At 56.6% G+C, this 12,407-nt stretch carries 11 protein-coding genes; 6 read left to right on the plus strand and 5 right to left on the minus strand.

The genetic code is table 11. From position 1 onward, the window contains the following. The first annotated feature begins 6 nt into the window (after window positions 1–6). The 3 genes from H7A51_17360 to H7A51_17370 are packed head-to-tail and all read left to right on the plus strand — an operon-like array spanning window position 7 to window position 2,721. Window positions 7–231, plus strand: coding sequence for a hypothetical protein (locus H7A51_17360; protein ID MCP5537988.1), 225 nt, complete (start codon window positions 7–9; stop codon window positions 229–231). A gap of 9 nt (window positions 232–240) precedes the next feature. Beyond that, the gene (locus H7A51_17365; protein ID MCP5537989.1) at window positions 241–1,179 is read left to right on the plus strand and encodes a hypothetical protein; all 939 of its coding nucleotides are present in this window, start codon (window positions 241–243) and stop codon (window positions 1,177–1,179) included. 15 nt (window positions 1,180–1,194) lie between these two features. Then, a complete protein-coding gene (locus H7A51_17370) occupies window positions 1,195–2,721 on the plus strand; it encodes a sulfatase (GenBank protein ID MCP5537990.1) in 1,527 nt (508 codons plus the stop codon). A gap of 8 nt (window positions 2,722–2,729) precedes the next feature. Here the strand turns inward: H7A51_17370 and H7A51_17375 are convergent, their stop codons facing one another. Together H7A51_17375 and H7A51_17380 are read right to left on the minus strand one after the other, a co-directional pair. Further along, a complete protein-coding gene (locus H7A51_17375) occupies window positions 2,730–3,644 on the minus strand; it encodes a MoxR family ATPase (protein ID MCP5537991.1) in 915 nt (304 codons plus the stop codon). Window positions 3,645–3,719: 75 nt separating this feature from the next. Then, a complete protein-coding gene (locus tag H7A51_17380) occupies window positions 3,720–4,919 on the minus strand; it encodes a hypothetical protein (protein ID MCP5537992.1) in 1,200 nt (399 codons plus the stop codon). Window positions 4,920–5,161: 242 nt separating this feature from the next. On the opposite strand from H7A51_17380, the gene H7A51_17385 reads away from it, so the two are divergent. From H7A51_17385 to glmS, 3 genes are all read left to right on the plus strand, one after another. Further along, window positions 5,162–6,514, plus strand: coding sequence for a phosphoglucosamine mutase (locus H7A51_17385; protein MCP5537993.1), 1,353 nt, complete (start codon window positions 5,162–5,164; stop codon window positions 6,512–6,514). Between the two features lie 83 nt (window positions 6,515–6,597). Then, window positions 6,598–7,461, plus strand: coding sequence for a hypothetical protein (locus H7A51_17390; GenBank protein ID MCP5537994.1), 864 nt, complete (start codon window positions 6,598–6,600; stop codon window positions 7,459–7,461). Window positions 7,462–7,533: 72 nt separating this feature from the next. Then, window positions 7,534–9,369 (plus strand): glutamine--fructose-6-phosphate transaminase (isomerizing), encoded by a 1,836-nt coding sequence (gene glmS / locus H7A51_17395; GenBank protein ID MCP5537995.1) that lies wholly within the window; start codon window positions 7,534–7,536, stop codon window positions 9,367–9,369. 238 nt (window positions 9,370–9,607) lie between these two features. Here the strand turns inward: glmS and H7A51_17400 are convergent, their stop codons facing one another. The 3 genes from H7A51_17400 to H7A51_17410 are packed head-to-tail and all read right to left on the minus strand — an operon-like array spanning window position 9,608 to window position 12,391. Beyond that, window positions 9,608–10,840, minus strand: coding sequence for a M28 family peptidase (locus H7A51_17400; GenBank protein MCP5537996.1), 1,233 nt, complete (start codon window positions 10,838–10,840; stop codon window positions 9,608–9,610). Between the two features lie 16 nt (window positions 10,841–10,856). After that, complete coding sequence (gene purN / locus H7A51_17405; GenBank protein ID MCP5537997.1) at window positions 10,857–11,453, minus strand: phosphoribosylglycinamide formyltransferase; 597 nt, start codon at window positions 11,451–11,453, stop codon at window positions 10,857–10,859. A gap of 56 nt (window positions 11,454–11,509) precedes the next feature. Then, on the minus strand, window positions 11,510–12,391 hold the full coding sequence (locus tag H7A51_17410; protein ID MCP5537998.1) for a helix-turn-helix transcriptional regulator: 882 nt from the start codon (window positions 12,389–12,391) through the stop codon (window positions 11,510–11,512). Between the last annotated feature and the right edge of the window lie 16 nt (window positions 12,392–12,407).

Raw genomic sequence — 12,407 nt, forward strand, 5'->3', positions numbered from 1 at the left:
GTGCTCATGAAAGGGTTCATCCTCGGCATCCTCTCGTTACAGCTGGCGCAGGCGGATTGGTCGGCAACAGACCAACAACTGGTCAACGAAATCCTTCCCACTGAAAAAGAGGCAGCATGGCTGGAAATACCATGGCGAACCAACCTCTGGGAGGCGCGCAAGGAGGCGGCCAGGTCAGGCAAACCCATTTACCTCTGGGAAATGGATGGCCACCCACTCGGCTGCACTTGAAACAATGGTGTGACCGACAGGTTGTTGGTCTTTTCAAACCCCGAAGTGCAGAAGCTGCTCCATGAGAAATTCATCCCCGTGGCGTGCAACGACTGGTACCAACGCCGCCGCCAAGACGCCGAAGGCGAATTCTTTCGCGCAATGGCCAACCAGGGCCCGCGCAAAGGACAAGGCGGCTCGACCCGGCAAGGGCATTATGTTTTCACCGCATCGGGAAAGCTGTTAGGATACAATAACAATCGCGGCCCGGAAAAGCGGCTCCGCATGATGCACGACGCCCTCAGGAAATGGCACGCCCTTCCCCCGGCGGAAAAGTCTGCCCCAGTGCCCGGCCCCTACCAAGCTGACCCGAAATTCCAACGCACCCTGCCCAGGGGCGGGACCGTCATCAAGGTCCACTCGCGGACACTTGAGGAGAACAACGGCAGGCTCACTGCGATGGCGCAACCCCAAACCGGTTCGATGGCTGCGGTCGACCATATGTGGCTCACCGAGAAGGAAGTCTCCCGACTCCACAACATCATTCACAACGGCGGCGGTGAACTCCCCGCACCCGTGACCTACCGACTTGCCCGTTATCATCTCGTCGATAACACCCGTGGCGAACCTCCGTTCTGGCAGCGGAATGAGGTCGGGGTGCTGATGTTGCGCGTGGACGACACTGGAAAAATCACAGGACGCTTCGAGCAACAAACCAAGGATGGCCAGCGTGGCTTCCTGGGTAAAGGGCATGGCCAGATCCAGTTCGATGCCGAAGGCAACATCAAATCATTCACATTTCTCGTGACCGGCCGACACTGGGGCGAAGGACCATACACCCGGGGATCTCGACCCGGAAAGTCACCACTCGGGTTTGTTTTCCAACTCTGCGATGGAAAAAAACCGCAAGACACCATCCCGCCGCAGGGAATCCACTGGGAAAAGGGATATTGGGAGGCGGATCATTAAACCAGTTTGCAAGCTATGGCACTTCTGCTGCGTATAGCCGTATGTCTATCCATGATGAAACCGCCCGTCTTTCTAACTATACTCACAAGCTTGCTCATCCAACACAGCCCTGCAGGGGAGCTGCCGGCGGGCAGACCAAACATCCTCTTCTTCCTCGTCGATGACATGGGCTGGCAGGAAACCTCGGTTCCTTTTCACACCGAGCCCACCAAGCTCAATACAATCTATCAGACACCTGCGATGGTCAAACTGGCAAGCGAGGGGCTCGTTTTTACCAATGCCTACGCCTGTGCGGTCTGCTCACCAACCCGGGTCAGCCTGATGACGGGGCAGAATGCAGCACGCCATCGGGTAACTTGCTGGACATTGATAAAAGACAAATCCCCCGAGCGCGAAAACAAGATACTCCAATCCAGCCCATGGAACCTCAATGGTCTGCAACCCGTAGGATCAACGGTGCCCAAGTCCGTGGCCGCCACCACCTTGCCCGAGCTGTTGCGCAAGGCGGGCTACCGCACCATCCATGCCGGCAAGGCTCATTTCGGAGCCAAGGACACGCCTGGCTCGGATCCCAAAAACCTGGGTTTCGATGTCAACATTGCCGGCCACTATGCGGGCGGCCCCGGCTCCTACCATGGCGATAAAAACTTCTCCGCCGCCTGGCGCAAGGCCGGCCATCTCTGGGATGTCCCCGGACTGGAAAAATACCACGGCCAAAAAATCAACCTCACCGAGGCGATCACGCGAGAGGTTATTGCCGAGTTAGAAAATACAGTGGCCATGAAACAACCCTTCTACCTCTACATGTCCCACTACACCGTGCATGCACCCTGGGAAGACGACCGCCGGTTTATTGAAAAATACCAGGGCAAAGGATTACCAAAACAACAGGCCACCCTTGCATCGATGATAGAGGGCATGGACAAATCGCTTGGCGACCTCATGCAGACCCTCCAACGACTGGGGGTCGCAGACAACACGATTGTGGTTTTCATGTCTGATAACGGCTCACCCCGCCAATGCCAGCGGAACCTGCCATTGCGCGGCCATAAGATCACCGCCTATGAAGGCGGCTCGCGTGTCCCCCTGATCGTCAAGTGGCCGGGTGTTACCGGGAAGAACCTGCGCACAGACACGCCGATGATCATCGAAGACGTTTTCCCCACCTTCCTGGAAATGGCCGGAGTGCCCGTGCCCAGAGACATCCCCGTCGATGGCAAGTCACTGGTTCCCATTCTCAAAAACCCAGCGACCCGACAAGCCGAGCGCACACTTTTCTGGCACTATCCCAATTTTTATGACCAACCCGCATTCAGTTCGGTCAGGCAAGGCGACTGGAAGCTCATCTACTGGCACGCCAACCAGAAACTGGCACTCTATAACCTGAAAGACGACCTCGGAGAGAAAAACGACCTCTCTCAAAAACATCCCGAGAAAACCAGCAGGCTTGCCAAGGTGCTCGGTAAGCACCTCAAAGAGACGGACGCTGTTATGCCCGTCGTCAAGTCGACAGGCAAACCGGTCCCCCTGCCTGGCTTCTAACAAGGAAGCTACGGCACCGGGGTTTCTTTCATCGCCGCCCGCAGGATCGGCTCCGGTGATGAGCCGTCATCCGGAAGAAGCCGGTGACGCATGACATGCGGAAACACCGTCTGCACGTGATCCGGGTGCACCGCCTTTTGTTCATCCAGAAATGCATTCGCCTGGGCCGCCCTCATCAGTGCCAGGGAGGCGCGCACCGACACGGTGTGGCTCCCCCCTGCCGCTCTGCGCACCATCTCACAGAGGTTGATGATGTATTCGTTCAGGTTGGCCGCAATGGGCAGCTCACGTGCCTGTTGCTGGAGTTCCAAAATCTCATTGGTTGTCAGCAACGGATCACGGGATGTCCCGTTGATCTCCCCTGCCGCATGAGAATCTAGGATACAACGCTGGGTTTCCGCATCGGGCAATGACATCGGTATGGAAAGTAGAAAGCGGTCGAGCTGAGGCTCGGGCAGCGGGAAGGTTCCCGTCGATGAGGTGATGTTCTGGGTCGCGACCACAAGAAACGGTTTTTCCAGGTCCCGTGTGGAGCCATCAATGGTCACCTGCCCCTCGTTCATCGCCTCTAACAAGGCCGACTGCACCCTCGGCGAGGTCCGGTTGATTTCATCGGCTAACAATAAATTGGTAAATACGGGACCTGGGACAAACTCGAAGTCGCCGTTGTGTTGTTTGTAGAGATGGTATCCGAGGATATCCGACGGCAGCAGGTCCGGGGTAAACTGGATCCGCTTGAACCTGCCACCGATCCCATTGGCCAGCGTTTGGGCCAGTGATGTTTTCCCGACACCCGGCGCTCCCTCAATCAAGGCGTGTCCTTTGGCCAACAGGGCAGTAAGCAGCAAATTGCTCGCTTGCTCCGCTCCAAGGACAGCCGCAGAGAGTCGCTCCTGCAGGGTGTGTAATTTACTGATAGGCATATGACACGACCACTTTCGCAGGAATCATCCCGGAATCAATCACAGAGTCACCTGGTTCATTTCCTTTTACCCCTTTTACTTCCTTTTCCCCGGACCAATGATCCTTTTTTGCACCTCAGCTGATAGATTGCTACTGGCCAGCCATTGTCGCGCGGCCTCGCGATCCTTCCTCAGGTATGCCCGGCCGCTGTGAACCAGCGTCTCATTTCTCATTTTCGGGTCGGTGATGGTGCTTGCCCAGTCGACCGCGGCACGTGGATTTTGATAGGCGATACGCCGCGTAAATCCAGTCACCGCCGAGTCACGCTCGGGTGAATCATTCATCTGGTTGAGGTGGTTTCCGGCGGCTTCGGCGTCCCGTGCTGCCCAGGTGGAAAAGGCCATCCCGAATCCCAGCGCCTTGCCATTTCCCTCGGGCAAAGTCTGCAGCCATGAAACCGCTTTCGATGGGTCCTCATCGGCATAACCCCGTGCCACCTGACTGACGGCAACGTCGCGCAGTTTACCCTCCGGCACACTGGCCGACCAGCGGGCGGCTTCCTCGGGGCTGCCCGATTTCATCACCGCCCTGGCAATCAGGTTCATCATGTGACCGGCATCCTTGTCACCCATTTCCAGTCGCTGCATGGCGAAATCCGTAGCCACTCGGGGGTCGGTATTGGCCAGGCCATAGACGGCTCCCCATTTCAAATCCCTCCTGTTCTGATCTTCTGTTGATTGACTGTTGAACCAGGAAAGAGCCGCTTGCGGGTTGGCACTGGCCCACCCGCTGAAGGCTGCCGCCATGTCCTTCTGTTCGCTTTTGGCGCCAAATTCCACCACCGACTGACCAGCCAGCGCCCCCCAGGCGTAATGAAAATCCTTCCACTCCGGACTATCCGAGGACATGTGGGTGATTTGCTCCCGGAGCAGCTCGGCATTCTCCACCGTCAGCCCCTCCAGCAATTTGGCAAAGGCAATACGCCTCTCAATGGGGTTGTTACTCGTTTGCAAAATGTTGCCGAGCGATTTGATCCCTTGTTCGGATAGATTGACTCTACCCGGCTCACCCAGATCGGGAACCCCGGCTGACCGGCTGTTCCGGGAGGCCGGACGCGGGTGGTAGGCACCCGCCACAGGACCGGTTGACCCGCCAGAGGCGCCGGCCCCTCCGCTCTTTCCAGAATCACCATGGGCGGCAGTCATCGCATCGCCCGCAAAATACTGAGCCCCCACGACAAACGAGGTGATCGCTACAACCGCCCATAGGGCGTGGATGATGAGTGCTTTGTTCATTTCTCTGTTTTTCTATTTTTCCAGGCTGTGAATACGTCGGCAGCCCATGGAACCTTACAAGCACCAACACGCACGGCATGATCATTTTCCCTGCCGCTTACGCACCACCATCACGGCCATGACACTTTGTTCATTTTTTTTTGAACTTAATATTGCCAGATTCGCCATGTGGTGTCATTTTACATTGCAGGGCGTCAATTTTCACCTCCCTACACCTAGCCAGGTAATTTCTCCACACAAGTATGAGCACCCAATTATTCGGAACCGACGGAATCAGAGGCATCGCCAACCAGTGGCCGATCAACCCGGAAGTAGCCCTGAGAATCGGCCGCGCCGTCGCCCGCGTTCTCCAGTCGGACGGCGAACGCCGACACAAGGTCGTCATCGGCAAAGACACCCGACTCTCCGGCTACATGCTGGAAACCGCGATTACCAGTGGCTTGGTTTCAGAGGGCTCACATGTCTTGCTCACCGGCCCGGCGCCCACCCCTGCGGTTGCCCACCTAACCCGGTCGATGAACTGCGACGCCGGTATCATGCTAACCGCATCCCACAATCCATACCAGGATAACGGCATCAAGATCTTTGGCCGCGACGGCTTTAAACTCAGTGACGAACTGGAGTTGGAAATTGAAAACCTGATCCTCTCCGACGACCTGCCGCACCCCGAGGGAGACCTCGGCAAGGCTATCCGTATCGATGATGCGATGGGTCGCTACATCGAGTTTACCAAGAATGCCGTGGGGGCGGACTCGCTGCGCGGCCTGAAGATTGTCGTCGATTGCGCTCACGGTGCCGGCTACCACGTCGGTCCACTCATCTTCGAGGAGCTTGGAGCGGAGGTCATCAAAATGTCCGTTCACCCCGATGGAAGAAATATCAACGAGGGCTGTGGCGCCCTGTATCCGGACAAGGCCGCTGCCCTCGTCAAGGAACACGGCGCCCACGTCGGTATCTGCTTCGATGGTGACGCCGACCGCGTGATTTTCTGCGATGAAAAAGGGGAGGTCATCGACGGTGATCGCGTTCTCTGTCTCTGTGCAAAAGCCCTCCATGAACAGGGCAAACTGAAGGGGAACACCCTGGTGGCCACCGTCATGAGCAATCTCGGCCTGCGTGATGCCCTCGCCGCCGATGGCATCAATCTGGAAACCACAGGTGTCGGTGACAGGCTCGTCCTCGAACGTATGCGTGAAAAAGGTTATAACCTGGGCGGCGAGAACTCGGGCCACATCATTTACTCCGATCACGCAACCACGGGCGACGGCATCATGAGCGCCCTGATGCTCCTCGCCATGATGCGCGAAAAGAACGCGCCACTTTCAGACCTTGCGAACTGTATGGAAATCTACCCGCAAGTCCTGTTAGGATTGAATGTATCCGAAAAGCCGCCTATCGAAACCATCCCCGAGGTTCACGCCGCCATCCAGAATGCGGAAGCGGCATTTTCAGAAAAAGGCCGTGTGCTCGTCCGCTACTCGGGAACCGAACGAAAAATCCGGGTCCTCACCGAGTGCTCCGATGCCGCTCTGGCCAGGAGCCAGGCCGACCTCATTGCCGCAGCCATCCAGAACACCATCGGCGCAGTAAAATGAATCAATCAAGAACTGGATGAGTGCAGCGATACAAGCTACTCTCCAATCGTCCATTTCTCCATTCCTTCAACCATCCATTGATCATGACCACACACCCCGCCCACGAAGCCCATTTCTGGCCCCTGCACCAAGACTCCCCCATGGGTGAACAGCTCATCGCAGGTCGTACGTTTCTCGATTTCCAACAAGAAAACGCCGAGGGCATCGAAAACGCCCATGTGATTGAAAACGCGTGGATCACCAAGGAAGACTGGCAGGCATTGGCCCGACTAGCCCCACAGGCGGTTTTAAAATCCAACTGCGGGAATGTGTTAGCTTGGATCGGCGATAAAAACCCGGACATTTTCACCACCGAAGTCGACGCCTCTGACGCATCCATGCTGGTTCGTTACGCGTGGGATTTTATCCAACTCAATGAAAATATAGTCAGCCAATTATCCCAATCCGACTATCAAGGAGAAGTCAGCCCCGCCGCCCACATCGATGGCTTTGTCCAGGTAGGTGAAGGGTCAAAAATCCTCCCCGGTGTCGTGATCGAAGGCAACGTCGTCATCGGAAAAAACTGTAAGATCGGGCCTAACTGCTACCTGCGCGGCTCCACCACCATCGGTGACAACTGCCATATCGGCCAGGCCGTTGAAATCAAGAATTCCATCATCGGCCACGGCACCTCGATAGGCCACCTGAGCTACGTCGGCGACTCGGTCATTGGAAACAAGGTGAATTTTGGTGCGGGAACGATCACCTCCAACCTCCGACACGATGGCTCCAACCACCGCTCCATGATCCGTGACCAACTCATCGACACAGGCCGAAGAAAATTCGGCGCCATCGTCGGCGACGGCACCCACACCGGCATCCTGACAGCCATCTACCCGGGGCGCAAACTCGGCTCCAACTCCATCACCCACCCGAACGACACGGTGCAGCGAGACCTTGTCTCTTAAACTCCAGCCGCAGCATGATTCCATCGTGCTGGTCTGAAAACTGAACTCTGAAAACTAACAAACTTTAAATAAATGTGTGGAATCGTAGGATATACTGGCAAACGTGCCGCCATGCCCGTGCTTATCAGCGGTCTGAAAAAACTCGAATACCGCGGCTATGACTCGGCCGGTATCGCTGTCGCAACGGCGAGCAACATTCTCATCCGTAAGCAAAGCGGCAAGGTCTCCGGACTCGCCAAGCTTGTTGACGGGGAAAAAGATGCTCTTTCATCAGCGCATTGTGGCATCGCCCACACACGTTGGGCGACGCATGGGCCGCCGACCACATTAAATGCCCACCCGCATGAGGGAAATGAAGGGCGCGTTGTGCTCGTGCATAATGGCATTATTGAAAACCATAACGCGCTTCGAGACCGGTTTATTGCGGCCGGGCATGTTTTTAAATCGGACACCGACTCCGAAGTGCTCGCCCACCTGGTGGAGTCGAATTACAACGGAAATTTAATCGATGCGGTAAAGGCCTCACTCAAGGAAGTGGAGGGCACCTACGGCATCACCTGTATGTCGAAAGACGAACCGAATGTATTGGTCGTCGCCCGCTGCGGCTCCCCCATCGTGCTGGGTCTTGGTGAAGACGAAACCATCGTGGCCTCGGACGCCTCCGCCATCATCACCTACACCCGGCAAGCCATTTACCTCGACGATGGCGACATCGCCCGCATCGAGGGTAGCCAGGTCGATATCCAAAGCATCCATTCCGGTGCCGTCACGCGAGCTACATCGGAAATCGACTGGTCACCGGATGCCGCGGAAAAAGGCGGCTACGAACACTACATGCTGAAGGAAGTTTTCGAGCAACCCCAAGCGATCAAGAACACGATCCGTGGCCGCATCGATCTCAACCGTGGCACCGCCATCCTTTCCGGACTCAATCTAACACCACGTGAAATTGTCGATATCCAGCGACTCCTCATCGTCGGCTGCGGCACCTCCATGAACGCCGGCCTCATCGGTGAATATGCCGTGGAAGACTTCGCCGGCATCCCGGCGGAAGTCGAACAAGCCGCCGAGTTCCGCTACCGCAATCCCATCGTGGGCAGCCGCGATTTGGTGCTCGCCATTTCCCAGTCGGGTGAGACAGCCGACACCCTCGCCGCCGTTCGCGAAGCTGTGGAAAAAGGCTCGTTAGTTGCCGCTTTGGTCAACGTAGTTGGCTCAACGATCGCCCGTGAAACAGGACGTGGCATCTATCTTCACGCTGGCCCGGAGATCAGTGTGGCATCGACCAAGGCTTTCACCAGTCAGGTTTCCGTCTTACTGATGATCGCACTCAAACTCGCCCGCGCCAATCGTCTTTCACGCGAACAAGGCATCCAGATTGCCCGTGAAATCGAACGCCTGCCCGAGCTTGTCCAGGCGGTGTTGGACACCAACGACCAGATCGCCAAAGCCGCCGAGCACTACGCACATTACAACAACGCATTCTACATTGGCCGCGGCTACATGTTCCCCGTTGCCCTCGAAGGAGCGCTCAAGCTCAAGGAAATTTCCTACATCCATGCGGAAGGCTACCACTCGGCCGAACTCAAACACGGCCCCATCGCCTTGCTCGAAGAAAGCATGCCCGTCATCGCCCTGCTCAACGAAGGTCCCGGTCAGGACAAATCGCTCAGCAACGTCGCCGAGTGCAAAGCCCGCAGCGCCCCCGTGTTAGGTGTGATCACCGCAGGCGATGAAGAAGCCCGCAAGACCTGCGACCACGTCATCGAGATCCCCGCCTGCCCCCAATACACCGCCGTGGTTCCCGCCGCCGTCGCCCTCCAGCTCTTCGCCTACCACGTCGCCAGAATCCGAGGCTGCGCCATCGACCAGCCAAGGAATCTCGCGAAGAGTGTGACGGTGGAGTAAAGGTTTGGAGTGCGGAGGCTTGCCTAAGCTTTCTCCTAAATTGGCTTGCCGATTTTTATCCCGGCAGTAGCCGCACTTATTCTTAGCTGCCAGCATGATGAAACCCCGCCACAGGAAGCGAGCTTCCCAGCCCCAAAGCGGAGGCAAGCCATCCGCACTCCAAAATAACAACCTTTCAGGTCGATAACAAAAGCGCAGCCCTTTTATGGACTGCGCTTTTTCCTTGATCTGTTATATTTTACAAAGCCTTGGCGTCATCCAGGCGTGGGTGGCCGTTTTTGAGGTCGTCACGGGTGATGCCTTTGCCACGGTTCATTGTGTCCATGGCTTTGAAGGTTTCCACCATGGCGTGGATGGCGGCCAGGACGTCGGTGGTGTGGCCGGTTTCGGAAATGGTGTGCATGTTGCGGATAGGGAAACCGATCGAGGTGGAGGCACTGTCGATTCCTGCCAGGGAGGCGGCCATGGCGTCGGTTCCGGTGTCGCGACCTGCGAAGTCGACCTGATAGGGGATCTTGTTGGCCTGACAGGCTTTTTCGATCAGGGTGTTGAGATACTCGCTGGTGATCGATCCATTTGTTAGAGTAAATCCCTTACCCATGGCGAGCGGATTCATGCGCTTGGCTCCGATTCCTGGCGCGGCATCGTAGTCGTGGTTGACATCGGATCCGATCAGGATGTCGGGTTTGAGTTCACCGGCGATGGCGGTGGCACCGAAGCGGCCGATTTCCTCGTGGGTGGCGATGGTGTAGAAAACGCGCAGGTTTTTAAGCTGCGACTTCGCGAGGATTTTGGCGATTTCCGCGACGACAAAACAGCCGAGGCCGTTGTCGAGGTAGGCGCCGTAGAAGGTGTCGTCTGAGAAGCCGTTTTTGATCGGACGGTTGAGGATGATCGGATCGCCTGGGCGGATGCCGAGTTTTTCGATCTTTTCCTTACAATTCTCACCGTGCATTTGCAGTTCGAGATACATCATCTCCGGTTTGAGTCCTTTATCACCGGTGCGCTGGGCAGGCTCGGAGAAATGGATCGCGCCGAGTGCCTCGATGGTGCCGCCTTCGATGCAGCGGTAGGTGCCTGGCTTTTTCGGGTCCTGGCTGAAGAGTTTCACCTCATGACCGACCAGGGTGCAGGGCAGAAAGGAGTCGGTGTTGACCCAGATTTTTCCATCCTTGTCGATGTTGCGGACCTGCATGCGGATCTTGTCGGCGTGGCCGATGATCATCGCGGAGGTCATGTCGTCCCGCCCCGGATGGGTGTCGATGACGATACCGGCGTTGCCTTTGAACTGGTGGATTGCCCATGACTTGGGCATGAATTTCTCAAAGTAGGGTTTCAGCACGCCGTAGGACATGGCTGCCTCGAGGCCGATCGGGCTGGGGGCGGCGAGCACCTCGCGCATGAATTCGAACTGGGCTTTGGGCATGGGCTTTTCCCAGGCTTGTTTGGATTTAGTGGATTTTTTAGCCATAATATAAGTTTGTTAGTTATTGGTTGAGACGTGCTGCTTTTTTGATCGCGGCAGGATAGAGTTGGTGTTCTTCGACTTGGATACGGGCGTGCAAGGTATCTGCGGTGTCCTCAGGATGCACAGGAACCCTGGCTTGGAGAATGATCGGGCCGGTGTCCATGCCGGCATCAACATAATGCACCGTGCAACCGGATTCGGTCGCGCCATCGTTGACCGCTTGTTTCCATGCCATCAGTCCGGGATAGGCGGGTAGCAGCGACGGGTGGATGTTGAGAATACGATTAGGAAAAATATCCAGCATCGGCTGTTTCACCAGACGCATGAATCCCGCGAGACAGACGAGGTCGACGCCCAGTGACTTGAGTTTGTTAGCCACCGCAGCCTGGGACTGATCGGGGAATTTGGTTTTGTAGCCTAAGCAATCGATTACTTCGGCAGGAATACCCGCCTTTTCAGCCCTTTCCAAAATATACGCATCCGGGTTATCCGAGAGCACCAGAACGATCTCGGCGTTGAGCGAGCCGTCCTCGATGGCATCGAGAATCGCCTGCATATTCGAGCCGGAGCCGGAGCCAAGTATTCCGAGTTTGAGTTTTTCATCCGCCGTGGACATGACTTGTTGCTATGCCAATCCACGCGTATTGTCCAACTTACAAACTCAATTTGTCATTAGAAACTGGTGCCGCGCCATACGGCGGGTGAGACACCGACACGATTCCGGAACACCCGCGAGAAATACGCCGCGTTTTGATAACCAACCTGGCGGCCGATTTCGGCTACGGGCAACTCCGTGTGGCTGAGCAATTCCTTGGCCAGCCTGACCCTCAAACGTTGTTGGTACGCCTGCGGTCCATCACCTGTCGCCGTTTTGAATTGCCTGCGAAAATGGGTGTAGCTCATACCCGATTTCTCCAACAAGGCATCGAAGTCAATGTCACCAGGGTAGTTTTCATCGACATGTTTGATGGCTTCGCTGATTTGATCCAACGCACCGCCGCGTGTCTGCCGTGCCTTCCAGTCCGACAGACGAGCCAGCAACCCCAGCATCTCGGCAGCCATCCGCGCCTGCAGCTCCTGTGTATCAGCCCGGTGAGTGGCCAGCCCGATCATGCCGTCCAGGATGGCTTCCAGCGCCTTTGACCCGGCATCACCCGGGCCGGTGGGCAGCACGCCGGCTTTCAGTTCCCCGGATTGTTCCAAGGCCTCGGCAACGGAGCCGTCAAACAAGACCCAGGCGGTGGCCCAGCCCGATGATTTGTCGGGATTATACAGGTGCCACCATCCGGGGGTTACCACCAACACATCTCCTGCGTTTAACGAGGTGTCCTTGCCGTTCCGGTCACGTAAAAAGCCACTCCCGGCACGCACGAACACCAGCGCGTAGATGTCAATGACCCGACCGCTGGCAGAGATATCATTCGCCCTACTGGTGAAGCTGCCGACACCATGCACACGCAACCCCCACACCCTGCTCGCCTCGGTGGGTTCAAGGTAGATACCGAATTTTTTCCGCCGCTCGTAGTTGTGGGCAGGGTAGCTGGGCCATGACATCTGGTCAAATCATACA

This window comes from Akkermansiaceae bacterium, from assembly GCA_024233115.1.
Lineage (GTDB): Bacteria > Verrucomicrobiota > Verrucomicrobiia > Verrucomicrobiales > Akkermansiaceae > Oceaniferula.

Bases quoted from the DNA above. Each gene is read 5' to 3' on its own strand.
- purN (MCP5537997.1), bottom strand. From the start codon at position 11,453: ATGTCCACGGCGGATGAAAAACTCAAACTCGGAATACTTGGCTCCGGC.
- H7A51_17385 (MCP5537993.1), top strand. From the start codon at position 5,162: ATGAGCACCCAATTATTCGGAACCGACGGAATCAGAGGCATCGCCAAC.
- H7A51_17400 (MCP5537996.1), bottom strand. From the start codon at position 10,840: ATGGCTAAAAAATCCACTAAATCCAAACAAGCCTGGGAAAAGCCCATG.
- H7A51_17380 (MCP5537992.1), bottom strand. From the start codon at position 4,919: ATGAACAAAGCACTCATCATCCACGCCCTATGGGCGGTTGTAGCGATC.
- H7A51_17410 (MCP5537998.1), bottom strand. From the start codon at position 12,391: ATGTCATGGCCCAGCTACCCTGCCCACAACTACGAGCGGCGGAAAAAA.
- H7A51_17360 (MCP5537988.1), top strand. From the start codon at position 7: ATGAAAGGGTTCATCCTCGGCATCCTCTCGTTACAGCTGGCGCAGGCG.
- H7A51_17375 (MCP5537991.1), bottom strand. From the start codon at position 3,644: ATGCCTATCAGTAAATTACACACCCTGCAGGAGCGACTCTCTGCGGCT.
- H7A51_17370 (MCP5537990.1), top strand. From the start codon at position 1,195: ATGGCACTTCTGCTGCGTATAGCCGTATGTCTATCCATGATGAAACCG.
- glmS (MCP5537995.1), top strand. From the start codon at position 7,534: ATGTGTGGAATCGTAGGATATACTGGCAAACGTGCCGCCATGCCCGTG.
- H7A51_17390 (MCP5537994.1), top strand. From the start codon at position 6,598: ATGACCACACACCCCGCCCACGAAGCCCATTTCTGGCCCCTGCACCAA.